The 23,963-nt window shown below is 73.4% G+C and carries 23 protein-coding genes; 9 read left to right on the forward strand and 14 right to left on the reverse strand.

The annotated features are described in order from the left end of the window. Nucleotides 1-86: 86 nt before the first annotated feature. A complete protein-coding gene (locus tag AB0G16_RS27695; protein WP_362811000.1) occupies nt 87-941 on the reverse strand; it encodes a hypothetical protein in 855 nt (284 codons plus the stop codon). Between the two features lie 526 nt (nt 942-1,467). Further along, complete coding sequence (locus AB0G16_RS27700) at nt 1,468-2,028, reverse strand: hypothetical protein (RefSeq protein WP_362811003.1); 561 nt, start codon at nt 2,026-2,028, stop codon at nt 1,468-1,470. A 364-nt stretch (nt 2,029-2,392) separates the two neighbouring features. On the opposite strand from AB0G16_RS27700, the gene AB0G16_RS27705 reads away from it, so the two are divergent. The 3 genes from AB0G16_RS27705 to AB0G16_RS27715 all read left to right on the forward strand — a co-directional run bounded on the left by AB0G16_RS27705 (nt 2,393) and on the right by AB0G16_RS27715 (nt 4,401). Beyond that, the gene (locus AB0G16_RS27705) at nt 2,393-2,848 is read left to right on the forward strand and encodes an STAS domain-containing protein (RefSeq protein WP_362811006.1); all 456 of its coding nucleotides are present in this window, start codon (nt 2,393-2,395) and stop codon (nt 2,846-2,848) included. After that, entirely contained in the window at nt 2,848-3,591 is a 744-nt protein-coding gene (locus AB0G16_RS27710) for a GAF and ANTAR domain-containing protein (protein ID WP_362811009.1), read from the forward strand. Before AB0G16_RS27705 ends, AB0G16_RS27710 begins: the two co-directional genes overlap by 1 nt. A gap of 81 nt (nt 3,592-3,672) precedes the next feature. Further along, nucleotides 3,673-4,401 carry a GAF and ANTAR domain-containing protein gene (locus tag AB0G16_RS27715; RefSeq protein ID WP_362811011.1) on the forward strand — a complete coding sequence of 243 codons (729 nt, stop codon included), beginning with the start codon at nt 3,673-3,675 and terminating at the stop codon, nt 4,399-4,401. A 26-nt stretch (nt 4,402-4,427) separates the two neighbouring features. Here AB0G16_RS27715 and AB0G16_RS27720 read toward each other — a convergent pair whose 3' ends face one another. Both AB0G16_RS27720 and AB0G16_RS27725 read right to left on the reverse strand, forming a co-directional pair. After that, a complete protein-coding gene (locus AB0G16_RS27720) occupies nt 4,428-4,796 on the reverse strand; it encodes an STAS domain-containing protein (RefSeq protein ID WP_362811014.1) in 369 nt (122 codons plus the stop codon). A 251-nt stretch (nt 4,797-5,047) separates the two neighbouring features. Continuing rightward, nucleotides 5,048-5,959, reverse strand: coding sequence for an aldo/keto reductase (locus AB0G16_RS27725; RefSeq protein ID WP_362811017.1), 912 nt, complete (start codon nt 5,957-5,959; stop codon nt 5,048-5,050). A 310-nt stretch (nt 5,960-6,269) separates the two neighbouring features. Here AB0G16_RS27725 and AB0G16_RS27730 point away from each other — a divergent pair, with 310 nt between their 5' ends. Then, entirely contained in the window at nt 6,270-7,913 is a 1,644-nt protein-coding gene (locus AB0G16_RS27730) for an ABC-F family ATP-binding cassette domain-containing protein (RefSeq protein ID WP_362811149.1), read from the forward strand. A gap of 102 nt (nt 7,914-8,015) precedes the next feature. Here AB0G16_RS27730 and AB0G16_RS27735 read toward each other — a convergent pair whose 3' ends face one another. Continuing rightward, nucleotides 8,016-9,446 (reverse strand): serine hydrolase, encoded by a 1,431-nt coding sequence (locus AB0G16_RS27735; protein WP_362811020.1) that lies wholly within the window; start codon nt 9,444-9,446, stop codon nt 8,016-8,018. A 463-nt stretch (nt 9,447-9,909) separates the two neighbouring features. Here AB0G16_RS27735 and AB0G16_RS27740 point away from each other — a divergent pair, with 463 nt between their 5' ends. Together AB0G16_RS27740 and AB0G16_RS27745 are read left to right on the forward strand one after the other, a co-directional pair. Further along, the gene (locus AB0G16_RS27740; protein WP_362811023.1) at nt 9,910-10,185 is read left to right on the forward strand and encodes a sigma factor; all 276 of its coding nucleotides are present in this window, start codon (nt 9,910-9,912) and stop codon (nt 10,183-10,185) included. A 185-nt stretch (nt 10,186-10,370) separates the two neighbouring features. Then, entirely contained in the window at nt 10,371-10,817 is a 447-nt protein-coding gene (locus tag AB0G16_RS27745) for a permease-like cell division protein FtsX (RefSeq protein WP_362811026.1), read from the forward strand. 370 nt (nt 10,818-11,187) lie between these two features. On the opposite strand, the gene AB0G16_RS27750 is transcribed toward AB0G16_RS27745, so the two are convergent. The 3 genes from AB0G16_RS27750 to AB0G16_RS27760 all read right to left on the reverse strand — a co-directional run bounded on the left by AB0G16_RS27750 (nt 11,188) and on the right by AB0G16_RS27760 (nt 15,771). Beyond that, complete coding sequence (locus tag AB0G16_RS27750; protein ID WP_362811029.1) at nt 11,188-11,700, reverse strand: protein-tyrosine phosphatase family protein; 513 nt, start codon at nt 11,698-11,700, stop codon at nt 11,188-11,190. A gap of 19 nt (nt 11,701-11,719) precedes the next feature. Further along, complete coding sequence (locus tag AB0G16_RS27755) at nt 11,720-12,310, reverse strand: CGNR zinc finger domain-containing protein (RefSeq protein WP_362811032.1); 591 nt, start codon at nt 12,308-12,310, stop codon at nt 11,720-11,722. 197 nt (nt 12,311-12,507) lie between these two features. After that, entirely contained in the window at nt 12,508-15,771 is a 3,264-nt protein-coding gene (locus tag AB0G16_RS27760) for a BTAD domain-containing putative transcriptional regulator (RefSeq protein WP_362811035.1), read from the reverse strand. 168 nt (nt 15,772-15,939) lie between these two features. On the opposite strand from AB0G16_RS27760, the gene AB0G16_RS27765 reads away from it, so the two are divergent. Next, entirely contained in the window at nt 15,940-16,422 is a 483-nt protein-coding gene (locus tag AB0G16_RS27765; protein WP_362811038.1) for a hypothetical protein, read from the forward strand. Nucleotides 16,423-16,500: 78 nt separating this feature from the next. Here AB0G16_RS27765 and AB0G16_RS27770 read toward each other — a convergent pair whose 3' ends face one another. The 5 genes from AB0G16_RS27770 to AB0G16_RS27790 form a co-directional block, all read right to left on the reverse strand. Continuing rightward, nucleotides 16,501-17,121: a response regulator transcription factor gene (locus AB0G16_RS27770; RefSeq protein WP_362811041.1), complete on the reverse strand. Its 621-nt coding sequence runs from the start codon at nt 17,119-17,121 to the stop codon at nt 16,501-16,503. Then, on the reverse strand, nt 17,118-18,326 hold the full coding sequence (locus AB0G16_RS27775; protein WP_362811044.1) for a sensor histidine kinase: 1,209 nt from the start codon (nt 18,324-18,326) through the stop codon (nt 17,118-17,120). The genes AB0G16_RS27770 and AB0G16_RS27775 overlap by 4 nt, the downstream gene beginning before the upstream one ends. Nucleotides 18,327-18,362: 36 nt before the next feature. Continuing rightward, on the reverse strand, nt 18,363-20,180 hold the full coding sequence (locus AB0G16_RS27780; RefSeq protein ID WP_362811048.1) for a hypothetical protein: 1,818 nt from the start codon (nt 20,178-20,180) through the stop codon (nt 18,363-18,365). Next, a complete protein-coding gene (locus AB0G16_RS27785; protein WP_362811052.1) occupies nt 20,165-20,932 on the reverse strand; it encodes an ABC transporter ATP-binding protein in 768 nt (255 codons plus the stop codon). Before AB0G16_RS27785 ends, AB0G16_RS27780 begins: the two co-directional genes overlap by 16 nt. Before the next feature lie 327 nt (nt 20,933-21,259). Beyond that, nucleotides 21,260-21,835 (reverse strand): dihydrofolate reductase family protein, encoded by a 576-nt coding sequence (locus AB0G16_RS27790; protein WP_362811054.1) that lies wholly within the window; start codon nt 21,833-21,835, stop codon nt 21,260-21,262. Between the two features lie 95 nt (nt 21,836-21,930). On the opposite strand from AB0G16_RS27790, the gene AB0G16_RS27795 reads away from it, so the two are divergent. After that, nucleotides 21,931-22,452, forward strand: coding sequence for a helix-turn-helix domain-containing protein (locus AB0G16_RS27795; RefSeq protein ID WP_362811057.1), 522 nt, complete (start codon nt 21,931-21,933; stop codon nt 22,450-22,452). A gap of 85 nt (nt 22,453-22,537) precedes the next feature. On the opposite strand, the gene AB0G16_RS27800 is transcribed toward AB0G16_RS27795, so the two are convergent. After that, nucleotides 22,538-22,924, reverse strand: coding sequence for a VOC family protein (locus AB0G16_RS27800; RefSeq protein WP_362811059.1), 387 nt, complete (start codon nt 22,922-22,924; stop codon nt 22,538-22,540). 63 nt (nt 22,925-22,987) lie between these two features. On the opposite strand from AB0G16_RS27800, the gene AB0G16_RS27805 reads away from it, so the two are divergent. Continuing rightward, complete coding sequence (locus AB0G16_RS27805; protein ID WP_362811062.1) at nt 22,988-23,953, forward strand: YafY family protein; 966 nt, start codon at nt 22,988-22,990, stop codon at nt 23,951-23,953. Nucleotides 23,954-23,963: the final 10 nt, after the last annotated feature.

The following is a 23,963-nucleotide window of genomic DNA, read 5'->3' on the forward strand; positions in this document are numbered from 1 at the left end:
CAGCCACTACCAGCGACGACATCCACTCAACAACAAAGTGCTGTTGTAGTACTAGTACTACAACGACAGATTGTGTCGTTGTAGTACTAGGACTGGCGGTCCCGCCAGGCAGTCAGGGCGGCGGCGGTCGCGTCACGGTCCGCCGCGTTGATCAGCAGGGTGCGCAGGCGCCCGTTCCAGCCCGGCGGCCGGGAGAGCAGGCCCGGGGCGGTCTTGGCGAGCTCGCCCTTGTCGCCCGTGGTCGTGAAGAACCAGAACCAGGTGCCGTTCCAGCCCCTGCGGAAGGTGACCGGCAGGCCGAGTCCGTTCTCGCGGCCGACCACGATCCGCAGCAGGCCGTCGGACTTCTCCAGGAACGGGCTGAGCACAGCGGTGTGCTCGGGCTCTCGCTCGGAATCGACCGGGGCGGTCGAGATCCGAGCGACGTCCTCGCGTGCGATTCTCAGGTCGTCAGCGATCAGGGTGGGGTCGCGGAACACCAGCGCGTCGGCGGTGAGCCAGAGCCGGGGCGGTTCCCGCCGGGCGCGCAGGCATTGGGCGAAGGCGCCAGCCAGGCCCACCGCGAGCACGGCCACGGCGAAGACCCAGCCGAGCGACGGCACTGCGTACTGGCCCCAGTCCATGCCCCAGATGACCGACGCCAGCAAGCCCGCGACGGTGGCCGACAGCGCGACGAGCGCGCCCGTCGGCACGGCTCGGGACCGGACGACGGCGAACTCGGTGCCGTCCGGCGGATGCTGTCCGCCGACCCGGCGGCTGATGAGCGGCACGCCGGCCCTCTGCCGCCAGGCCGCGACGCACAGCAAGGCCCCCAACGCGAGACTGAGCGCGCCGAAGGCCAGCGGGAGGCCCGGACCCCGCCCGTCGTCGGATGCAATGTCCTGGAGGCCCCGACCGCCGAGCAGCCAGGCGACGCCCAGCAGCACGAGACCGACGGCCAACCGTCCGCCCCGAGCCCGGGGAAGTGGATCGTTCTCTGCTGTCATGGAAGCAGATACTGGCACCGCCGACGCCCGTTCAGGGGCGAAATGCGACTAGATGGGCCCTCCGCTCCAGAACGGCCCCCAGCCGGGCCCGGCTCAAGAAGATCGCCGGCGCGCTGCTGCCGGCTGCCCGGCACGCCGAGCAGACCGTCACGAGGCTCGGGGTCCAGATCCTGGGACACCGGGTCGGCGCGGCCCCGGCCCGACGTGCTCCTCCCCGCCGCCACCGGTCTCCCGGCCCGCGGCGCGCTACAGACAACCTCAGCCCCCACGACGGCGAGCACCCCGCACGGCTGGTTCTTCTCGGTCGATGAACCGATCTACCGGAGACCTCACTTACTAGCGAACACGACACACCGAACGTCGAAACACGTCCTAGACGACATCACGACCGCCCTGACCCCGCCCCCCGCCGGCCCGCCCCCCGCCGGCCAGGCCTCACCGCGCCGCCGCGGTCGCCGCGGCCGGGGCGCTCAGCCGCCGCTCATCCGGCGTCACCGCCGGAGCCCTCCGGGCCGCCCGGGTCGCCCGAGCCGCCCGGCCGTCCCGGCAGGTGACGCTCGCAGGCCTTGTGCGCCTTCTCCGAAGCCTCCTCACCTCCCTCGGGACGCCGGATCATCACCCTGCCGTCGCCGGGCTCGGGGTCGGCCATGTCGACGCCGTTCTCGCGCATGCACCTGGCGAACGCCAGCAGCCGGTCGTGGGCCTCGGGGTCGACCCGCCCCCTGCCCTCCCCTCCACCCATGTACCTGGAGCAGGCCTTGTGCGCCTTCTCCAGGGCGCCCTTGTCCTTGCTCCGGACGTTGATCCTGGCCGGGCCGCCGGGTTCGGGGTCGGCCATGTCGATCCCGTTCTCGCGCATGCACCGGGCGAATGCGAGGGGGTCGGGCGATGCCGTGGGCGACGCCGAGGGCGAGACCCCGGGCGGGGGCTCGCCGGTGTCGGCCACCGAGGCGACGCCGCCCCCTGCGGGTGCCTCGCCGCAGCTGGCCGGGGCCAGGACCGCGAGCACCCCGACGAGCAGTGCCGCACGCCGGAAAGTCATGTGGATGCACCTCCGTCTCCGGAAGGTCGGACGCCTTCCGGAGGTGCACCCTGTCTACGGAGACGGAGGTTAGCGAGGTGTAAGCCCGGATCGACCCGTCCGGGCGGCCGGTCGAACCCGCCACACCGGTCCGGCCACCGGCGCCACGCCGGCCGGCGGGTTCGTGACGAGCGGGCGGTGACCGCGCTCCGGCCGGAGGTCACGCGCCGGTGTGACCATGGTCACGCGTCCTGGCGGCGAGTAGTGTGAGGGCACGGTGTCCTTCGCCGACGGGCCGGGGGCCCGCGGTGTCGTGCTCGCACCGGTGTCGTGCCGTCCTGACCTCGCGGCTTGTCGTTTCGGTGAGCCCCCTGGAGGATGCGGCATGGACGGTATCGGCGGTATCGGCCGCACGCCGGCCCGCAACGGTGGAACATGTGGGGTGCTGCGCATCACCCCGACGATCCATCCGCCGGGGATGCGGCTGGAAGGAGAGCTGGATCATGGCGGTGTGCCCGCGGTGACGGTGGCGCTGGCCGCGGTGGTTCGTCGGGCGGCTCGCGGCGACGGCTCCTTCCACGTGGATCTGAGCGGACTGGACTTCGTCGACGTGGGCGGCCTGCGGCTGCTGGTCGACGCCGGTCCCGGTCCCGGTGGCGCGGATGTGATGCGGGTGGTGGCGATCTCGGCGGCGGTGGATCGCCTGTTGAGGCTGACCGGCTGGGGGACGCTACCCGGCTGGGACCAGGCGCCCGTCGCGGTCCGGGCGCGGTCCGGCGCCGGCGGACATCGCCCGCCCGCGGCCGCCACGAACGCCGGTGCCGCAGACGGCGGAGGTTGATGGACGGGCAACGCTCGGCGGCGGTGTGGACGGCGATCAACGATCATGCCCGCGCAGAGGGCGCGGCGGTCTCCCTGGAGGCGGTGTGCCTGGTCTGCGCGCGGACGCTACACGCCCAAGGGGTGAGCGTGGCTCTCAACGGCCCGCTCACCGGGTACGAACCGGTGTGCGGCAGTGGTGCGGTCGCCCATCGGTCGATGGACCTGCACGTCACGCTGGGCGAGGGCCCGGGGCATGACGCGCTGGCCGGGGACCGGCCCGTGCTGGTCGACGACCTGGCCGAGCACGAGGCGCGGCGGCGCTGGCCGATGTTCGCCCCGGCCGCCGTGCGGGCGGGCGTCCGGGCGATCTTCGTGTTCCCGTTGCTGCTGGGGGCGATCTCGGTCGGCGTGCTGGAGGTCAGCCGCGCCGAGCAGGGATGGCTGACGCCGCGTCAGGTGGCCGATGCGCTGGTGTTCGCCGACGCGGCGCTGCTGGTGCAGGTGCAACACCTGGCATCCCCCGCCGACGCCGACGGCGCCGACGGCATCAGTGCCGGTGAGGAGGCGAGGGAACTGCGCTGGGAGAGCGACGGGCGCTGGGCCCCGGTGCACCAGGCCACCGGCATGGTGGCGATCCAGTCCGGCACCGACCTGAGCGCCGCGTTCGTCCGGTTGCGCGCCCGCGCCTTCGCCGAGGAGCGCAGCCTGCTGGAGGTGGCCCGCGACGTGGTGGCGCGACGGTTGCGGTTCGAACCGGACTGACACCGGACCGGAGTCGCCGTGGGCGACCACGGACGACGCCCCCCGGACACGGTCATGAATCATGGGACGAAGGTGAAGACAGTGCTCGACCGACGGACAGCACAGACATTCGTGGAACTGGCCGACACGCTGGTGGTGGGCTTCGACGTCATCGATTTCCTGCAGACGCTGGCCGAGCGCTGCGTGGACCTCCTCGACGTCGACGCCGCCGGCATCCTGCTGGCCGACCCGCGCGGGTCCCTGACCCTGGTGGCGGCCTCCACCGAACAGGCCCGCCTGCTGGAACTGTTCCAGCTTCAGGACGAGGAAGGCCCCTGCCTGGACTGTTACCACAGCGGGCAGGCGGTGATCTGCCCGGACCTGGCCGCCTCCCCGCAGCAGTGGCCGCGTTTCGCCGCGGCGGCCCACCAGGGGGGCTTCGCCGCGGTCCAGGCCTTCCCGCTGCGGCTGCGCGACCAGGTACTGGGGGCGATGAACCTGTTCAGCGCCGGCACCGGGGCCGTCTCCCCCGACCGCGCCGCCCTGACCCAGGCGCTGGCGGACGTGGCCACCATCGGCATCACCCATGAGCGCACCCTGCGCCGGCATCAGCTCGTCACCGAGCAACTGCAGCACGCGCTCAACAGCCGCATCGTCATCGAACAGGCCAGCGGCATGCTCGCCGAACGCGGCCAGATCCCCGTGGCCGAGGCGTTCGCGCTGCTGCGCGCCTACGCCCGCAACCACAACGAGCGGCTGTCGGCGGTGGCCCGCCAGGTGATCGACCAGGACCCGATCGTGGCCGAACTGCTCGACTCCGCCCCGGCGTAGTCGGTGGCGACCGAAGAGCCGGTCGCTCACGCCATGGGGGCGTAGGGCATGGTCGGCCGGTGGTCGGGGCCGGCCACGACGGTGAAGGAGGCCTCCAGGCGGGTCAGGCACAGAAGCCTCCGCACCAGAGGGGGAAGGGCGGCGAGCCTGAAAGGGATCATGGCGGCGTCCGCGCGGGTTCTGATCGCGACGAGGGCGGTCAGACCGCGGGCGTCCATGAAGGTCACGGCACCGAGGTCGAGGACCAGCGGGCCGGTGGCGCCGTCGATGAGCGGGACGAGGTAGGCGTGCAGGCGGGACGCGGTGGCCAGGTCCACCTCGCCGCCGACCTCGACCACGGTGTGGTCGCCGGGATAGTCGTGCACGGGACGGACGGCCAGATGAAACGGACCCATGGTGTCTCCCTGTTGCATCACCGAGAGGACGCGGGGTCAAGACGGCCCAGGGAGATGGCGATGTGTGAAACATGCCAAATACGATTAAAGCGACTCTGCGTAGATTTTCAAATACACTCCGTAGTGTAGGACGTGGCCTCCCGTGAGGCCAGCCCTTCCCGGAACCGGCCGCCGGACGAGAACCGCGGGAGCAGACCGGCGGCCACGCCGCGGCGACCGGTTGCCGTCTCGCCTCGAGACACCCCGGCCCGTCATGTTCCCGACCGGTGGGCGGCGTCGAGGCGGGCCAGTTCCTCCCGCGAGAGCCGCAGCGCGCCGGCGGCGACGTTGTCGGCCAGGTGATCCGGGTCGCCGGTGCCGGGGATGGCCAGCACGTTCGGCCCCTGCCCCAGGGTCCAGGCAAGCCGGACCCGCGCGGCCGTCGCCCGGTGCGCGCGGGCGACGGCCAGGACCTCCTCGCTGTCGGCGCCGCCCGCGCCCGCCTCCCTCCCGGTGCCGGCGATCGCGAAGAACGGGACGAACGCGATGCCCTGCTCCGCGCAGGCAAGCGGCCCGACGAGCTCGCCGGGCCGAAGGCCGATGCCGTAGGGGTTCTGCACGCACACCACCGGGGCGATGGAGCGGGCCTCGGCCAGGTGGGCGGGCGTGGCGTTGGACAGGCCCAGGTGGCGGACGAGCCCGGCCTGGCGCAGTTCGGCCAGCGCGCCGAAGTGCTCGGCGATCGAGCCGGCCGCCCGCCCGGGGGGGATGCGCAGGTTCACCACGTCGAGGTGGTCGCGGCCGAGCTGGCGCAGGTTCTCCTCGACCTGCCCGCGCAGTTGCTCCGGCGTGGCCCACCACCACTTTCCCGACGGGTCCCGCCCCGGCCAGACCTTGGTGGCGATGACCAGGTCGTCGGGGTAGGGCGCCAGCGCCCGGTTGATCAGCTCGTTGGCCGAGCGCAACGGGGAGAAGTAGAACGCGGCCGTGTCGATGTGGTCGACGCCCAGTTCGATCGCGCGGCGCAGCACGGTGACCGCCCGGCCGCGATCACCGGGGGTGCCGTCGCCGAACGCCCCGCCGCTCTGGGTCAGGCGCATCGCGCCGAACCCGAGCCGGTTGACCGTCAGGTCGCCGAGCTTCCAGGTGCCCGCGGCCGCCGCGGTGATCGTCTCTGAGGTCATGATCGGAGTCTGCCACGCGTCGACGGTCACGGCCCGGGTGCGGGGAGGCCGTGGTGCGCCTTCATGCCGCTTCCCGGGTCGCCGGGAGCGGGCGAAATCCAGATGATCCGAAGGCGTCGAGGCTGCTAACGTGACCGTCATGGCACGAGGTATCTGGTCGCAGAAGACCCGCTCCGCCCGCTGACGGCGGCGCCTTCTTCTGCTGAGTCCGCGCTCGCCGTCCCGGTTCCCGCCGGGCGGCCGATCACCGCTGCCCGGCTCCACTGCGAGCTGCGGAGCACCGTTGAACCTCACCCCGAACCCCGAGACCATGTCCCTGCCCGTCGAGGCGGGCGACAGCGCACACGTCCGCGCCACGAACGTCACCGTCACCCGCGGGTCCCGGCGCGTCCTGAACGACGTCTCGATCACCGTCTCCGCCCGGTCGCGGATCGCCGTGGTCGGCGAGAACGGCCGCGGCAAGACGACCCTGCTGCACCTCCTGGCCGGGCTCGTCACGCCGGACGCGGGCACCGTGCACCGGGCCGGCACGATCGGCCTGGCCCGCCAGGAGCTCTCCGCGCGGGACGGTGAGACCGTCGGCACCCTGACGTCCCAGGCGCTGGCCGCGTCGCTCGCGGCCCTCGGCGCGCTGGAGGAGGCGACCCTCGCCATGACCGAGGGCGATCCCACCTCCGGCGACCGCTACTCCGCCGCGCTCGATGCCGCCACCCGGCTGGACGCCTGGGACGCCGAACGCCGTGTCGACGTCGCCCTCGAAGCCCTCGGCGCCTGCACCGACCGCGACCGCCCGCTGGCGACGCTGTCGGTCGGGCAGCGCTACCGGGTGCGGCTGGCGTGCCTGCTCGGCGCGCGGCACGACGTGCTGCTGCTCGACGAGCCGACCAACCACCTCGACGCCGGCGGGCTGGACTTCCTGACCCGCAGGCTGCGCGAGCACGACGGCGGTCTCGCCGTCGTCAGCCACGACCGGGCACTGCTGCGCGACGTCGCCGACCGCTTCCTCGACCTCGACCCGGCCCGCGACGGGAGGCCCCGGCTGTACGCCGGCGGCTACGACGCCTGGCAGGAGGCCCGCCGTCGCGAGCGCGAGCACTGGGAGCAGGACCACGAGCAGCAGCAGGCCGAGCACCGCCGGCTGCAGGAGGCGGTGTCGAGGGCCCGCGACCGGCTCTCCACCGGCTGGCGGCCGGACAAGGGGACCGGCAAGCACCAGCGCCAGTCCCGCGCGCCGGGCGTCGTGCAGGCGCTGAACCGGCAGCGCGACGCCCTGCGGGCGCACCGGGTCGACGTGCCGCCACCGCCGCCGGCGTTGCGGTGGCCGGACCCGGACGTCCGGGCGGGTGCGCCGCTGCTGCGCGCGTACGACGTCGCCGTCGGCGGGCGGCTGGCCGGGCCGGTCGGCCTCGCCCTCGACGGCGGCGACCGGCTGCTGGTCACCGGCCCCAACGGCGCGGGCAAGTCCACGCTGCTGGCGGTCCTGGACGGTTCGCTCGAACCCGCCGGCGGGCACGTCCGGGCGGCGCAGGGGGCACGGATCGCCCGGGTCACCCAGGAGACCGCCGCCCAGGACCCCGCGCTCACCGCCCGGGAGGTGTACACCCGCCACGTGGGACGGCTGGTGGCCGGCGGCACGCTGAACGACGCCGACGCCGTCCCGCTCGGGTCGCTCGGGCTGCTGGACCCCGACGCGATGCGCACGCCGGTCGGGCGGATGTCGCAGGGGCAGCGGCGGCGCCTCGACCTGGCGCTGGCGCTGTCCGGGCGGCCCGGGCTGATCCTGCTCGACGAGCCGACCAATCACCTGTCGCCGGCGCTGGTCGACGAGCTGACCGTCGCGATCCGCGACACGAGCGCCGCCGTCGTCGTCGCCACCCACGACCGGCAGTTGCTGCGCGACCTCGCCGACTGGCCGCGTCTGGAACTGGGCGCGTCCGCCGCGCCGGGTGCCTGATCCGGCGCGGCCCGCCGGCCGGGTGAGCGGTCGCCACGTCGTCCGCGCCCCCGCCGTCCGGTTGCGGACCACGGCCCCGAGGACACGGCCCGATCGCCGCGCCTACGCGACGTCGGGCCGTGTCATCAGCGGCGACCGCAGGTGCAACGTCAGGTCGGGGCCGGTCAGGGGCACGGTGCTCCACGTGGCCGTCGCCGTTCCCGCGCCGGCGTCGACCACCAGCCGGACCCGGTGCGGGGTGGTGATGACGTAGAGGTCGGCGACGAACGTGTCGCCCTGCCAGGCGCCGGTCGCGACGACGGGGCGGCCGAGCGGTGAGCTCTCCCGCCACTCTCCGTGACCGGCCTCGACGTCGAGGAACGACCCGAACCGCAGGACCCATCCGCCGTCCACCGGATCGACGGTCACCGCGGTCCCGCCGGGCAGGGCCGAATCCTCGGCGGAGGCGTCGAGCCCGGCCGTGGCCGAACGCCCGGGGTCGGCCGAACCGGGCACCGGCGCGAGCGACAGCCGCCGCAGCCGTTCGGCGAGGACCGCGTCGTCGCGGGTGCTGTCCGCCTCCCCCACCCCTGGCAGCAGGCACTCCCACACGGGGGTGAGGATCGCCTCGCCCTGCTGGACGGCGCCGGTCACGGCGATCACGAGATCGTGCTCGGGGACGACCAGGCACAGCTGGCCGAAGGCGCCGTCGCCGCGGTAGCCGTGACGCGACATCCAGAACTGGTAGCCGTACCCGCACAGCGCGTCGGGGTTGTACGACCAGCCCTCGAGCTGCCGGGTGCCGATGTGCCGCCCGGTGGCCAGCCGCACCCATTCGCGCGGGACGAGTCGCCGCTCGCCCCACAGGCCTTCGCGCAGCAGCAGCTCGCCGAAGGCGGCCACGGCCTCGGTGGTGAGGTGCAGTCCGTGGAACCCGAAGGCGGCGCCGTCGGCCACGCGGTCCCATTCGGCGTGGTCGACGCCCATCGGGGTGAAGAGGCGCTCGTCGAGCAGTTCGGGCAGGCCGCGGCCGGTGACCCGTTCCACCATCCGGGCCAGGACGAAGGTGGTCGCGTTGTCGTAGGCGTGCCGGGTTCCCTCGGCGTCGGGGAACGGCACGCGCAGGAAGCCCTTCACCAGGTCGCCCGGTTCCCGTTCCCAGGCCTCGGCGAGGCTGTCGGCGCGGTGCCCGGTGGTCATGGACAGCAGGTGGTGAACGGTCAGGCGGCGTCCCCGGGGCGAGACGTCGGCCGGGACGTGGTCGGGCAGCACGTCCACCACCCGATCGTCGAGCGACAGCAGCCCGTCGGTGACCGCGAGGCCGACGGCGATCGAGGTGAAGGACTTGGTCAGCGAGTACAGAAGGTTGGGGCGTTCGGCCGAGTAGGGCGCCCACCAGCCTTCGGCGACGACGTGACCGCGGCGGACGACCATGAGGGAGTGACACTCGACGGAGCGCGCTTCGAGCCGGTCCAGCAGCGCGGTGATCGAACGGGACGACATCCCCGAGGCGGCCGGTGTCGAGCGCGGCAGCAGGGGACGCTGAGAAGGCACCCGGGCACCCTAACAAAGCCGCCGGGTCCCCTCGATCGAATTACGGGGGGCACCGCCGGCCACCAGGGGTGCCATTAAGAGTCGTGCCAGGAGCCGCAAACCCCGATGATCTTAGATGATCTGCGCCGAGGTAACGCGAAACGATCTGGGGCGAGGAGGGGACATGACACGCCCTCGCTGAATACCGACGAGCTCGTCGAGCACTGGACCGCGCTGGACGAAGAACGTGACCTCATCGCAGGGAAACGCGGTGCCACGCGATTGGCCTTCGTGCTCTTGCCGAGGTACTGCACCCAGCATGGACGCTTCCCTCGATGGCGGCGCCGCTCCACCGCCCTTGGCAATGCCTGGGCACAAGGTGAGTTCCCGGCTCGATCGGCGAACGGACGAGGGGACGACGTTCCATCTACGAGTTGTCCGAGTGGAGAAGCAGCGGATCGGCGGGGGTGGGCGTTCATAGGTCATGGACGGTGAAATTTTGAGGCTGGAGGTGCCGGCTCCTTCAGCCTCCCACCCCGGCGCCGAGTTGGTCGCCTTCTACCGCGACCACCGGCTCAGCCTGGTCCGGCTCGCGGTGCTACTCGTCGGAGATCTGGAGACGGCCGAGGACGTGGTGCAAGACGTGTTCGCCCGGCTGCACGGCACGTGGCGGCCGGGAGTCACGACGCTCGCCTACGTCAGGACCTGCGTACTCAACGGCTCCCGGTCGATATCGAGGACCGGCTCCGTGACGCCATGAGGGCCCGTGCGGACATCGTAGAAGATGATCACCGCCCCCTGCCCGCGCCGCAGTCCCGCCGCGCCTTCAGGAGCAGCCCAATCAAGATCGCCGCCGTCGCCCTGGCCGTCGCCGTGACGACCTTCGGAGTGATACGGCTCGTCGCCCCCTCCGGGCCGCGGGGAGAGAGCACCGTCGCCATGTCCATGAGCGACATGGCGCCATCCGGGACACCCGAGGTCGCGGTCTTCCTCTGCAAGGACGGCGATCCCTTTCCAGGCTGCGAGGGCGGGGCGATCACCAGGACCGAACGGGAAAACCTCCGGCGGGCTCTGGAGGCCCGGCCCGAAACAGGGAGCGTCGTCTTTCAGGACCGTCAGCAGGCTTGGGAGAACTTCCGGCGGGCGAACAAGGACGACCACAAGCTCCTGCGGGCAGTGGCCCCCGAAGACATGCCCGAGTCCTTTCGCGCCCGGATCAGGGCGGGCGCGGACTTCTCGGCCGTGGCCCGGGCCGCGAGCGAACTACCCGGCGTGTCCAACAGCGTCAACCAGGCCTGCCTGCTCGACGGGATGTCCCCGTGGGGGTTGGTCAAGCATTTCCTGGGGGTGGGCGAGCGCGAGCGGTGCTCCATCCCGGGCAAGGGGCGGTGATCCGCACCGGCTGAGGCGATGCCGCATGGCGACGATCATCCCGCCGGCCGTCGGCCCCACCCCGGTCGCGGCGGCACAGGAGTTCTTGTGCCGGCGTGACCGGGACGCCGACACCATCCGCCCCTACCGCCAGACCCTGCAGCGGCTCCAGCGCGCACTCGGCGAGCAAAGCCCGCTCACAGCGCTGACGCCCGCGCAGACCGCCGCGGCATCACCAGCACCTGGAACGGTGCCGCCTCCCGAACCAAAGCCGTCGACCTCGTCCTCACCCCCTGCGAGGCCTTCGACAACTACCCGCCCGGCCTGCCCGCCGCCAACCTGGTCGTCTCCGCCCGGCTGCCGGCCTCCCGCCGCCCCCGTCCTCGCGGCGCTAGTCGCGTGGATCCGGGCGCGGGTGCGGCGGGAAGCGCAGCACCCAGCGGCGCTGCCACGGGGTCTCGACGGCCCGGCAGTGATGGTGCTCACGGGTCCAGGCGACGGCACCGGCCGGGTCGAGACCGGCCAGGACGGCCAGGCAGGCGACGACCGTGCCGGTGCGGCCGACGCCGCCCCCGCAGGCGACCTCCACCGCGGCGCCCGCCCGCGCCCGCTCGTACAGCGCGTGGATCTGCCGTACGGCCACGTCGTGGTCGCGCGGCAGCAGGAAGTCGGGCCACCGGATCCACGCGTGCGGCCACGGCAGCCCGCCCTCGTGGCGGCGGCGGAGCCCGTCGGAGCCCAGGTAGAGGCCGAAATCGGGCACGGGCCCCTGCGGCGGCGGACGGCGAAGGCCGCGGCCTCGGATCCAGGTGCCGTCGGGGAGGCGGAAGGCGCCGACGAGCGGCGAGCCGCCCGGCGGGCGGGCCGTCGTACCGTTCACGCGGTCGTTCACGGGGTCGTTCACGGGGCCCTCCCGGTGTCCCTCAGTGGGCGGCGCTGTCAAGCCGCCGTCTTTCGCGGTGATTCGCAACATTGATCCGGTTACCGCACACGTCCGGCCTGCAGTAGACGCGACGCCCGCCGCGGCTGACGTCGACGAACACCCCGCGACAGCCCGGGGCGGCGCAGGCGCGGAACCGGCCGTGCCCGAGTGCCCGGACGGCGCCGAGCAGGCCGACGCCGACGAGCGTGGCCAGCTCCTCGGCCAACGGGGCGCCCGGTCTGGTCGGGACGCACCACTGCCAGCGCCCGTCGGGGTCACGCTCCAGCACCGGCCTGAGCCCCGCCCGCCCGGCCAGCACGGCGCCACCCGCGACGGCCTGGTCCTCGGTCTCGGTCTCCACGACGCCGCGTACCTCCCGGCGCAGCAGGTGAACCTCGCGGACGTCGTCGTCGGAGGGCACCCGCCCGCCGGCCACGGCGTCGAGCCGCACCCCGTGCCCCGCGAGGAACTCCGTCAACGCCGCCGGGGACGGCAGGGCCTCGCCCGCCGCCGCCCGCACGGTGGGCGAGGTGTTGACCAGGTCGCCGGCCAGCACCGCCCCGGCCGCGTAGCCGGTGATGGGGATCCGCACGCTTCCACCTCGCCTCGGTAACCGAATAAATCGAACTATAACACTTACATGAATCGTGGGCGGGTCCCCGGAACGCACCCGAGGCGGCGCGGGCCCGGCCGGGAACCGGGGGCGGCCCGTGCGCGCGGGCGCCGGCACCCGCCGTCGTCGAGGACGACGACCGCGTGCGCGCCGTCCGTCCTCGACGACGGCGCCACTCATCCAAGGGCGTGGGCCAGGGTCTCGGCTCTGCGACGGTCGTAGGGCGCGGCCAGGCGTTCGGCGCTCGCCATCGCCCGCTCGGCCACCCGCCGGGCCCGCCTTCGCCGGCCCTGGGCGGCCAGGACCAGCGCGAGGGCCCAGCCGATCCGGGCGGCGGCGCCGGGATTGCGGGCGGCGTACCGCGACAGGTGCCCGAGCAGGAGCCGGGCCGCGGCCCGGTCCCGCCCCGCCTCCCCCAGCAGCTCGGCCAGGCCGGTCCAGCACTCCAGCATGCCGGGCTGCACCGTCGGCAGCCGCCGGGCCAGCCTCAGCGCCTCGGTCAGCGCCGCGGGCGCCCGCGCCGGGTCCAGGCGGGCCGCGACGGTGAGCAGGCGCAGCTCCTGGATCGCGCGGCTCGCCGGGCTCTCGCGCAGGCCGATCTCCTCGGCGTGCGTACGCCGCCGCTCGTGCGAGGCGCGGGCGGCCGCCAGCAGCTCCCCGATCCGCTCCCGCGGCACCCCGTCCAGGCGCAACAGCGCTTCCGCCCGGCCGGTCAGGCACCAGTGGCGGCCGATGTCGTCCCCGCCCACCCGCGCGACCGCCAGCTCCTCCGTCTCCGCGTACCCGGTGGCCGCCGCGGCGAACTCGCCCCGCCACAGCGCGGTCTCGGCGAGCATGCCGGCGCAGTTCTCGGCCACCCGCGGATCGATCGTCCGCGACCGTCCCTCCGCGAACGACCACCTTGCGTCCTCGAAACGGCCCGCGTGGAGCAGGTCGATCCCGCGGGCCAGCCGGGCCCGGTGCACGGCCTCGTCCGGGCGGCCGACGCCGGAGAGCGCCCGGTCGGCGAGGCCGCCGTAGCGGCCGGCGATCCGGTGGAGACCGGCGAGGCGGGCGATGGTGGCGACGTTGGCGTAGGACTCGGCGCGCAGGGCCGGATCGCCGCCGCGGTCGGCCGCGTCGAGCTGGCGCAGCGCGGTCACCAGCATCACGGGAAGGTCCTGGCGGTGGTAGGCGAGCCGGGCGAGCAAGGTCAGCGCCCGCGCGGCCTCGGCGTCGGCCCCGTCCGCGCGGGGCGCGGGCAGGAGACGGCGGGCGGCCGTGACCGGCAGGAGGCGGTGGGCGGCCTGCCGGGTGACCTGGCGGGCGGCGGCGACCAGGAGAGCGGTCGCGACGCCGGTGGAGGAGGTGGGGAGGGGCTCGCCGAGCGTGTCGAGGGCGGCGCGGGCCAGGCGGGTGGCGGCGCGTTCCCCGGCGAGCTGGTGGGAGCTCACAGCGGCCATCCGGAGCAGGCGGGCGCGCAGGCGCGGGTCCCCCGCGGGGCGGTCGAGACGCTCGCGGACGATCGCCGCCGACTCCTCGTACAGGCGCAGTCGCAGGCACAGCGTCCAGTAGTGGTCCAGGAAGCGCACCTGCCCCGACACCCGCCAGGCCAGGCGGATGTTGTCCATCTCGGCGCCGAGCACGCGGACGACCTCGGTGTCCGAGCCGTCCTGGAGCGCGGTGGCGTGGCGGTCGAGCAGACGGGCGTAGTGGCGGGCGTGCCGCTGGCCTACCCCCGGGTCCTCCAGGCGGGCGGCGGCGAGCCGCTGGACGACGGGGTGGAGGATGTACCGGCCGGACGGGGTGAGCCGCAGCATGCTGTGGTCGACCAGGCGGACCAGCGCCTCGGGCCCGGTTCCGGCGACCTCCAGGGCCGCGCTCAGGGTGCAGCCGCCGCCGAACACCGACAGCGCCGCCAGCGCCGCCCGGCTCGCCGGGTCGAGCAGCCGCCAGGAGGTCTCGAAGACCGCGGGCATGCTCGCGTGCCTGGACCGTGCGGCGGGTCCGGCCACACCGAGCAGTCCCGTGTCCACGCCGAGGCGTTCGGCCAGGTCGGCGCAGGGCACGGCGCGCAGCAGGCCGGCCGCCAGCTCGATCGCCAGCGGCAGCCCGCCGGTCGCGGCGCAGATCGCGGCCACCAGCGGGGCCTCGCGCTCGGGGTCGAAGTTCGGCCGGGCCCTGAGCGCCCGCGCGACGAACAACGCCTCGGCGGCCGGCTCGGCGAGCCCCTCCACCGGGACGACCACCTGCCCGGGCACCTCCAGCCGCCGCCGGCTGGTCGCCAGCACCCGCAGGCCCGGCGCCACCCGCAGGATCTCCGCGATCATCCCGTCGAAGGACGGCAGATGTTCGAGGTTGTCGAGCACCAGCAGCGTCGAGCGACCGGCGAGGGCGGCGAGCAGCAGCTCCGCGGCGGGCCGCGGCGGCGAGAGGTCCACGCCGAGCCGGCGCGCGAGCGTCGTCACGGCCGCCTCCGCCCGCACCCCGGCGAAAGACACGAACGCGACATCCGCCGGGGAGGGGGGCGCGGCGCCGTGTTCACCGGGCCTCGCGGAGGAGAGGAAGGCGGCGTCGTGTCTCCCGGTCCTCGGGCAGGACCGGTCCCCGCCCTCCGCCGCGGCGATGGCCAGGCGGGTCTTGCCGACGCCGCCCGGACCCGACAGGGTGACCAGGCGTTCCCTAGGCAGCAGGGCACGCAGGTCGCGGAGGTCGGACTCGCGGCCGATCAGCTCCGCCTCGGGAACCGGCAGGACGGCCCGGCGGGCGGTCGCGGGCCGGGGGGCGAGGTCCCGGCGGAGCGCGAGGGTCTCGGGCGCGGGGTCGACGCCCAGCTCGCGCGCCAGCCGCAGGCGCAGCTCCTCGTAGCGGGCCAGGGCCGCGGCCCGCCTCCCGGTCCCGGCCAGGGAGGCGATCAGCACCCGGTGGGCCTCCTCGTCGTAGGGGTCCAGCTCCGTCACGATCCCGGCCAGCCGCACGACGTGGTCGCAGGCGGCGGGCCCGGCGCGTACGAGCAGCTCGCGCAGCACCAGCCGGGCGCGGCGCCGCTCGCACTCCAGCCACCCGGCGAACGCGGGCGCGTCCCCGAAGGAGAGACCGTCGAGGAACTCCCCGCGCCACAACCGCAGCGCCCCCGCCACCGTCGGGTCCCCGGTGAGCTGCCGGTAGTCGACGAAGCAGCCGTCGCCGGCGCGGAGGCCGACGTGGTCACGGGTGATGTCGAGCCAGCCGCCCACGTCCCCGCGCAGCTCCGACAGCGCCAGCCGCAGGCTTCCCCTGGCGTTGGCGTCGGGACGCTCGCCCCACAGCAGCCCCGCGAGCTCGGCCCGCGAGCGCGCCCCCGGCGTGGCGGCGAGGTAGCACAGAAGTGCCCGCGTCTTGGCGGAACGGATCCGAACCGGCCTTCCCCCGACGACCAGCTCGGGCGGGCCGAGCAGCAGCAGGCTGAAGGAGTCTTCCATGCCAGGACGGTAGGCGCGCACCCGCCGCCCGGCTGTGTCGAAAGGCACGGAGATCGCGTGCTCTATGCCGTTGACCTGTGGTCTCACGATGTGCTCACGCCGCGTCCGCGACCCTGATGCCACGTTTCGCGACGGTCGCGAGACGTCAGCGTCTCCAGGAGGAGCAGCATGCATTCTCGTAAGGTGATCGCCGCACTGGCCCTGGCCGGAGGCCTGGTGGCGCCGACGGCGCTGGCCGCGACCCCGGCGGCCGCCATGGCCGGCTCGTGCAGGGTGGAACTGCACGACATCGACGCCGGCAACGTGGCCGACCGGGACGGCCGGGACGAGCTCCGGTTCCTGGTCGGCGGGAACCTCTTCCCCACGCTCAACGCCAACTACTTCGGCATGAACGCCGGCGACGACGGCGACCCCGGCCACTTCGAGGACCCGACCTCGATCATCCAGAGAACCGAGGACGTGGTCTTCGACCTGCGCGAGACCGACGGCCCGGCCTGGGGGCAGGGCGACCGGCTCGGCACGGTCACCGCCACCGGCAGCACGTGTGACGGGCTCGCCCCCGGCGCCGACACGATCGTCACGAGGACCCTCACCGGGACCGAGCAGACGGCGTACTCGTACGTGGTCAGGCTCAAGATGACCGCTCTGTAACCGCCCCCGGCGCCCTCGCCGCACCGCCTCGTGGCGGCGCGGCGAGGGCGGCCCCCGTGAGGGCGGGCCGTCGGCCGGCTAACGGAGCAGACCTCTTCGGTAACCCTCGCCGACGGCGGCGGCACGGTCGCGGACGCCGAGTTTGTCGTAGATGTGCAGCAGGTGGGTCTTGATGCTGGCCTCGCTGATGAAGAGCTTGGCGGCCGCCTGGCGGTTGGAGGCGCCGTCGGCGACGAGGGTGAGGACCTGGAGCTCGCGGTCGGTGAGGGCGGCCTTGACCGGTCTGCGTACCTGGCCCATCAGACGGCCGGCGACGGAGGGGGACAGGACCGGCTCGCCGGCGGCCGCGGCGCGGACGGCACGCAGGAGCTCGTCGGTGGGGGCGTCCTTGAGGAGGTAGCCGGTGGCGCCCGCCTCGATGGCGGGCAGGACGTCGGAGTCGCCGTCGAAGGTGGTCAGGACGAGGGTCTTGATGTGAGGGTGGGAGCGGCGCAGGGCGGCGATGGCGTTGACGCCGTCCATCACGGGCATGCGCAGGTCCATGAGGACGATGTCGACCCCGAGTGCGGCGGCGCGGTCGACTCCCTCGCGGCCGTTGGCGGCTTCGCCGGCGACGTGGATGTCGGGTTCGGCCTCGAAGGCGGCGCGCAGGCCGTCGCGGACGATGGGGTGGTCGTCGACGATGAGGAGGCGGATCATCGGGGGGTTCCTTGAAGCGCGGGGACGGTGGCGCTGACGGCGGTGCCCTCGCCGGGCGTGCTCTCGATCTCCAGGGACCCGCCCACGCCGCGCAGGCGTTGTCTCATGCTGCTGAGGCCGAACCCTTTGCCGTCGGGGTCGCGGATGCCGGCGCCGTCGTCGCGGATGTCGAGCAGGACGACGTCGCCGGTGTAGGAGAGGGTGAGGCCCACGCGAGTGGCGCCCGCGTGTTTGGCGACGTTGGCGAGGGCCTCCTGGGCGACACGGAAGAGGGTGACCTCGATGGCGGGGCTGAGGGGGACGCGGTCGCCGGTCACCTCGACGTGGAGGCCGACGCCGGTGGTCTGGGTCCAGTTGCGGGCCAGGGTGGTCATGGCTTCGGGGAGATGGGCGTTCTCGAGCTGGTGGGGCTGGAGGGCGGCGACGGAGCGTCGGGCTTCGGTGAGGCTGTCCTGGGCGAGGCCGAGCGCGAGCTCGACGTGGGTGTCGGGGTCCTCGACACGCTGGGCGGCGCGTAGCTGGGTGATGATGCCGGTGAGGCCCTGGGCGAGGGTGTCGTGGATCTCGCGTGCCATGCGCCGGCGTTCGTCGAGGATGCCGGCCTGGTGGGCTTGGGCGAGGAGCTGGGCGTGGAGGTCGGCGTTCTCCTCCAGGGCGGTCTGCAGGTCACTGACCGCCTTGCGGTATTTGCGCTGCCGATCCTCGAGCCTGGTGCCGGCGATGTGGCCACCGCCGATGGTGAGGGTCTGCACGGCGATGATCACCAGGTAGAAGGCGACGAGCTGGACGGTGGCCTGAGCCCAGTCGAGCATCGATCCGTACAGGACGAAGGAGGTGGCGGCGACGGCGGCGAAGGTCCACCTGGAGGGGGCGAAGTTGGCGGCGAGGAAGAAGCCCGAGATGCAGTAGATGATGAAAATGGGGTCGTGGAGGATCAGCAGCGCGGCGGTGGCCAGGACGCCGGCGAAGTGGACCGTGACGGCGGCCCTCCGCCGGCGCACGGCCGCCGGCAGGAGGGCGCGGGCGCCGAGGATCCAGGCGAGGGCCAGGGCGGTGAACGCGAGGGTGCGGGGAATCCCGCCTTCGGGCTGTTGGGGTGAGAACAGCCCGATGACGAGGGAGGCCGCGAGGGTGACGTAGGGGACGATCTCGACGGTGCGGTCGAAGCGTCGTTCCCAGACGGAGAGCGGGAAGGGATCGTTCATCCGGGGCGCGGCCCTCCTGCCGGGTACGGATGGGTTTCATCTGGTGGCCGACGAGGACGAGCCTAGGCGCATGGGGATCAGGATGGCGTAACCGTACATGAGCAGCCCTGTAGCGATCATGAAGATGATGGTGGGCCACTGCCAGATCGGCGGCAGGTGGAGGGCGAGGAACCATACGCGCTCCTCGACGCCGAAGATCTTCATGACCATGGGCACGAGTCCCTGGGGGAACAACGGCAGCCAGGCGATGGTGTAACAGATCGTGACGCCGATGCGGTGCCGGAGGGGGAGGTCCGCGGTGGTGGGTCTGTCGGCCTTGGGGGGCGAGCCGTGCTTCATGAGGTTGAGCAGATCGATCCCGTGCCGCTCGAGCCTGCGGTAGGCGATCCTGCCGAATCCCCAGGCGCCGAGGGCGCCGGTCACCGCACCGGTGGCGATGCCGGCCCAGGGGTTGAGGAGAACGGCGCCGGCCGCGGGGAGGGCGGCGGCGGGGACCGCGAGGAGCACGAGCCAGGCGAGGCCGGTCTCGGCGGTTTCGTCGGCGCCGGTGCTGAGCGGGTTGCCGCCGCGCTTGTGGGGGTCGGTGCCGGGGACGAGCGAGGTGACGGCGAGCAGGACGACGATCCCGGCGCCGCCGCCGAGGAGGGCGGGGAGCAGGCCGAGTGTCCACGGCCAGGCCCAGGTCTGGCCGCTGACGAGGGTGCCGGCCAGGGAGAGAACGACGGCTGCCGGGCCGACGACGAGGAGCCAGGCCAGCTGGCGGCCGCGTACGTCGGCGCGTTCCGCGCCGGGGGTCATGAGGGTGAGCCACAGGGCGGTCCCGTCGGCGCCGTAGAGGTTCGCCGAGGACGCGGCGGCCATCACGATCGCGATGAGTCCGGTGAAGGGGAGCACGACCCAGACGTCGATGGTGACGAGCAGGAGGGGGGTGACCACGGAGTAGGAGAGGGCGGTGGCGAGGAGCTGGATGCGGACGAGGTCGCGCCACCAGGCGCGCAGCTCCTTGGCGGCGACGATGCGGGCGCCGCCGGTCGTGGGGAGGGGACGGGGCGTGCCACGGCGGGGCGGCACACCGCCGCGTGCGGCCGAGACGACGCGCCGCGACAGCAGGCTCGCCCAGACGGCCAGGAGGAGGACGATCACGCAGGCGCCGGCGACGAGGACGGCGAGGGCGAGGGGCCAGGAGGCTTCGACGGCGGCCACGCCCCATCCGGAGGGCAGGACGCGGACGAGGACATGGGACCAGGAGGCGGCGTCGGCGCCGCCCAGAGCCACGGCGGGTGCCCAGCCGTTGCCGCACAGGGCGATGGCGGTGCCGGTCACGATGCCGACGGTGGCCGCGGTGGCGCGGGATCTGACGAACAGGCCGATGAGCGCCACGATGACGCGGGAGATCATCACCATGGTGACGAGCGTGGTGACGGCCGCCACCAGGCCGATGAGCACCCCGGCCGGCCCGAAGCGCCAGCCGTACACGGGCAGGGACAGCAGGGCGATGAGATTGACCGCGGGCGCGGGGCCGGCGAAGGCTCCGGCGAGCAGTGCCGCCGCGATCCGGCCCGGCGGGATCGGGAGCATGGAGAAGTACTCGGGGCGGAGGGCCTCGCTGCCGCCCCCGACGAGGATGGGGCCGAAGACCCAGCCGCAGAGCCACGCGGCCAGGGCGAGGGGCAGGTGGGCGGGCCACAGGACGGCGACGGCGATCGTCCCGAAGGCCAGGATCAGCCCGACCGAGAAGCCGGTGTAGAGGTTGGAGGCGTCGTCGCCGCGCAGGGAGTTGCGCATGAGGGCCAGCCGCATGCGGATCATGTGCCGTGCCGGCGCGAGCGGGCCGGGGGTCAGGGGGTGAGCCATGCCAGCCCCTCCGTTCCTCCGGTGCGGGCGCCGACGAGATCGACGAAGGCGTCCTCCAGGGTCGCGGCGCCGCGTACGTCGGCCAGCGGCCCGGCGGCCACGACGCGGCCGTCGGAGATGACGCCCACCTGGTCGCAGAGCTGCTCGACGAGGGCCATGACGTGGCTGGAGATGATCACGGAGCCGCCGTTGCCCGTGAACCTGCGAAGGATGGCCCTGATCGTGGCGGAGGAGACGGGGTCGACGGCCTCGAAGGGCTCGTCCAGGACGAGCAGGCGGGGCGCGTGCAGGAGGGCGACGGCCAGGCCGATCTTCTTGCGCATGCCGGTGGAGTACTCGATGACCAGGGTCCGCTCGGCGGAGTCGAGTTCGAGGACCCGCAGGAGCTCGTCGGTGCGCTCGGCGACGACGGCGGGCGGCAGGCCGCGCAGCAGGCCGAGGTAGGTGAGGACCTCGCGGCCGGTGAGCCGTTCCGGCATGGCGTTGCCGTCGGGCAGCACGCCGATCAGCGCCTTGGCCCGCACGGTGTCGTGCCATACGTCCACGCCGAAGATCTCGGCGCTGCCGGCGTCGGGGCGGAGCAGGCCGACGGCCATGGCCAGGGTGGTGGTCTTGCCGGCGCCGTTGGGGCCGACCAGGCCGTAGAAGGATCCGGCGGGGACGGTGAGGTGGACGTCGTCGACGGCCAGGTGGTCGCCGAAGGCCTTGCGGAGTCCGGTGGTACGGAGGGCAGGCTCCTGGTGTGCGGGCATGCCTCGAGGGTCGCGCGGGGACGGGGGCGGCGGATCGCCCGGGCGGGGAGCGGGACGGTGGATTCCCGCGTCAACCGATCGGTTGACGCCGGGAGGGGACGGCGGGTCCTCGGCGGTGGCGCTGGAGCCGGAGCGCGACCTCCACGGGGAGTGCCGCGGCGGCTACCGGGGCCGCGACCGGTGCCGTCGGTGCCGTCGGTGCCGCCAGACCTCCGGCCGGGGCGAGCGCGGTGGTCACGAGCGGCCGGGGGCGGTCATGGGCGATCACGAGCCGGGCGCGGGCCCGCGAGGAGAGGAGAAGTCACATCGAAGGGCGTGGTTCGTCCCTCAGCGCGGGCTCGCCTTCTTCGCGTCCCGGACGGTGTAGTGATGCATCGTGACGCCGTGCTCGAACGATCGCTGCTCGAGCAGGTCGAGCTCGACAGGCAGGTCGTAGTCGTCGAACAGCGGCCTGCCGAAGCCGAGGATCTCCGGGTGGGTGAAGAGCAGCAGCTCGTCGAGCAGCCCGGCCCGGAGAAGCTGTGTCGCGACCGTCGCGCCGCCGACCCCGAGGGTGCCGTCGGTCTCGGCCCGGAGCGCGGCGAGCCGCTCGATCGCGTCGTCTCCGCCGATGATCCGGGTGCCGTGATCGGCGCTGTGGCGGGTGCGGGAGACGAGCACCTTGGGCTTGGTGGTCCAGATCTCGCCGTACTCACGCAGGACATCCGGCAGCGACGCGTCCTCGCGCGCCCGCGGCCAGTACTCCTCCATCGTCTCGTACATGACCCGGCCCTGGACCATCACGGCGAGCGCCCGTGCCCGGGCGTTGAACTCGCGGTGCAGCTCCTCGCCGATGCGCAACCACTCGCCGGCGCCGTTGTCCCCCGGAACTTGCTCGATCCGCAGGTCGAGGGACACGTTCATCCAATACACGAAGCGGCCCATCGTCCCTCTTCCCCTATAGTGGTTGCGCTCTGCAACTACTATAGTGAGGGCGAAACACCTGTCAAGGAGGAAGCGTGGAACCACGGTCCGGGTGCCCGATCAACGCCGCCGTCGAGGTGCTCGGAGATCGCTGGTCGTTGCTCGTGCTTCGCGACGTCATCTTCGGCGACCGCCGCTACTTCCGGATGTTGCTGACCGGGTCGATCGAGGGCATCGCCTCGAACATCCTCGCCGACCGCCTCGTGCGGCTCGTCGAGGCGGGCATCCTCACCCGCGGCACCGCGGCGCGGGGACAGCGCGCCCGCTACAGCCTCACCGAGGCCGGTATCCAGACTCTTCCGATCATCTACGCCGCCGGCAACTGGGGCCTCGACTGGTGCGCGGGCAGCGACGAGCTCCGGAGCCGGCAGCGGTTCATGCGCGACGAGGGGCCGGCGTTCATCGAGGAGCTCATGGACGAGCTTCGCGTCCGCCACCTCGGCGCCCCGCCGAAGCCGCACGACGGTCCAGGCCCGTTCGAGCGCCTCGACGCCGCCCACGCCGAGGCCGCCGCGGCCGCCGAGGCCGCCGAGCGGGAACGCGCCGATCGGCGGTGACGGAACGGCCCCCCGGCCCCCCGGCGGGCCGGTCCGGCTTCGGCGCCCAGTGCCCGCAGGACCTGTCCCGCCGTACCGCCGGTGCTCAGTCCTGCGTGGAGATGCAGAAGGGGTGGCCCGCGGGGTCCAGCAGGACCCTCCGCTCATCGGGGTGCGGTTGGACAGCGGGTTCCGTGGCGCCCAGTGCCAGCATCCGCGCGTGGGCGGCGTCCAGGTCGTCGACGCCCAGTTCCATGTGAGCCTGCTTGCCCTGGGAGGGGTCCGGCCAGGTCGGAGGCCGGTGGTCGGCCACCCGGATGAAGCCCAGTCCAGGTGAACCCTCCCGGCCGAGCAGGATGAAGTCGTCGCTGGAGTGGACGACGGGCAAGCCGAGCGCGTCGCCGTAGAAGCGGGCCAGCTCGGCGGGGTCCGGGCAGTCGAAGTCGACGGACAGCAAGCGGATCGCGGGTCCGGATGTGGGTTCGGTACTCATGGGGAGGACGCTACGACGCGACCAGGACAGTTCCGGTCCTGGTCATGGGGAACACTTCGGGATGTGATCAGCACCTCCGCCCGCCTGCTGCGACTGGTCTCGCTGCTGTCCACCCGGCCGACGTGGACCTGCCGCGAACTGGCCGGGCGAATGGCGGTCACCGACCGCACGGTCCGGCGGGACATCGCCCGGCTGAGGGAACTCGGCTACGGCATCGAGTCCGGCCCCGGGCCCTGGGGCGGCTACCGCCTCGGCGGTGGCACCCGGGTGCCACCGCTGATCCTCGACGACGAGGAGGCGCTCGCCGTGGCCGTCGCACTGCGGGAGGCCGCGCTCAGCGGCGTCCTGGGCGGCGACCAGGCCGCGCTGTCGGCGCTGCTGAAACTACGGCAGGTCCTGCCGCCCCGAATCGCGGACCGGCTGGGGGAGATGGATGCGACCTTCGTCCACACCCCCAGGCCCGAGGAACGTCAGATCTCGCCCGGCGTGCTGCTGGAACTGGCCGCCGCCTGCCGCCGTGGCGAGCGCACCCGTCTTTCGTACCGCGACCGTGCGGGGAAGGTCACCGTCAGGGACATCGACCCCTACCGCCTGGTACACACAGGCCGCCGCTGGTACTTCGTCGCCCGGGACGTGGCACGGGACCAGTGGCGGACATTCCGGGCCGACCGGGTGGTACAGGTACAGCCGACCGGACGTACCGTCGAACTCGTCGACCCGCCCGACCCGGCGCTCCTCGTCTCACGATCCATCGCGGGCGTCGTGTACCCGCTCTACGTCACAGTCCGGCTGGCGCACCCCATGGACCAGGCGCTACGGCTGGTCCCGCCCACGATCGGCACTCATCTCCCGGACGGCCCCGATGCCACCATCGTCGAGATCGGCGGCAACGACGCCGACCAGCTCGCCACATACCTCCTCGGCCTGGGCGCCAGGCTGCGGATCCTGTCACCGGACCACGTACGGGAGGTGTTGCTGCGCCGTACCCGAGACCTGTTCGAGGACAACGGGGGTGGTCAGCCCCGGTAGCGGGCGTTGC

It is taken from the genome of Streptosporangium sp. NPDC023615 (assembly GCF_040640155.1).
In the GTDB taxonomy this organism is placed as follows: Bacteria; Actinomycetota; Actinomycetes; order Streptosporangiales; family Streptosporangiaceae; genus Streptosporangium.

What these genes read in the sequence shown, in the direction of transcription:
- AB0G16_RS27700 (WP_362811003.1), bottom strand. Translation starts at nt 2,028, where the DNA reads ATGACTTTCCGGCGTGCGGCACTGCTCGTCGGGGTGCTCGCGGTCCTG.
- AB0G16_RS27705 (WP_362811006.1), top strand. Translation starts at nt 2,393, where the DNA reads ATGGACGGTATCGGCGGTATCGGCCGCACGCCGGCCCGCAACGGTGGA.
- AB0G16_RS27710 (WP_362811009.1), top strand. Translation starts at nt 2,848, where the DNA reads ATGGACGGGCAACGCTCGGCGGCGGTGTGGACGGCGATCAACGATCAT.
- AB0G16_RS27720 (WP_362811014.1), bottom strand. Translation starts at nt 4,796, where the DNA reads ATGGGTCCGTTTCATCTGGCCGTCCGTCCCGTGCACGACTATCCCGGC.
- AB0G16_RS27725 (WP_362811017.1), bottom strand. Translation starts at nt 5,959, where the DNA reads ATGACCTCAGAGACGATCACCGCGGCGGCCGCGGGCACCTGGAAGCTC.
- AB0G16_RS27730 (WP_362811149.1), top strand. Translation starts at nt 6,270, where the DNA reads ATGTCCCTGCCCGTCGAGGCGGGCGACAGCGCACACGTCCGCGCCACG.
- AB0G16_RS27740 (WP_362811023.1), top strand. Translation starts at nt 9,910, where the DNA reads ATGGACGGTGAAATTTTGAGGCTGGAGGTGCCGGCTCCTTCAGCCTCC.
- AB0G16_RS27745 (WP_362811026.1), top strand. Translation starts at nt 10,371, where the DNA reads ATGAGCGACATGGCGCCATCCGGGACACCCGAGGTCGCGGTCTTCCTC.
- AB0G16_RS27760 (WP_362811035.1), bottom strand. Translation starts at nt 15,771, where the DNA reads ATGGAAGACTCCTTCAGCCTGCTGCTGCTCGGCCCGCCCGAGCTGGTC.
- AB0G16_RS27765 (WP_362811038.1), top strand. Translation starts at nt 15,940, where the DNA reads ATGCATTCTCGTAAGGTGATCGCCGCACTGGCCCTGGCCGGAGGCCTG.
- AB0G16_RS27770 (WP_362811041.1), bottom strand. Translation starts at nt 17,121, where the DNA reads ATGATCCGCCTCCTCATCGTCGACGACCACCCCATCGTCCGCGACGGC.
- AB0G16_RS27775 (WP_362811044.1), bottom strand. Translation starts at nt 18,326, where the DNA reads ATGAACGATCCCTTCCCGCTCTCCGTCTGGGAACGACGCTTCGACCGC.
- AB0G16_RS27780 (WP_362811048.1), bottom strand. Translation starts at nt 20,180, where the DNA reads ATGGCTCACCCCCTGACCCCCGGCCCGCTCGCGCCGGCACGGCACATG.
- AB0G16_RS27785 (WP_362811052.1), bottom strand. Translation starts at nt 20,932, where the DNA reads ATGCCCGCACACCAGGAGCCTGCCCTCCGTACCACCGGACTCCGCAAG.
- AB0G16_RS27790 (WP_362811054.1), bottom strand. Translation starts at nt 21,835, where the DNA reads ATGAACGTGTCCCTCGACCTGCGGATCGAGCAAGTTCCGGGGGACAAC.
- AB0G16_RS27800 (WP_362811059.1), bottom strand. Translation starts at nt 22,924, where the DNA reads ATGAGTACCGAACCCACATCCGGACCCGCGATCCGCTTGCTGTCCGTC.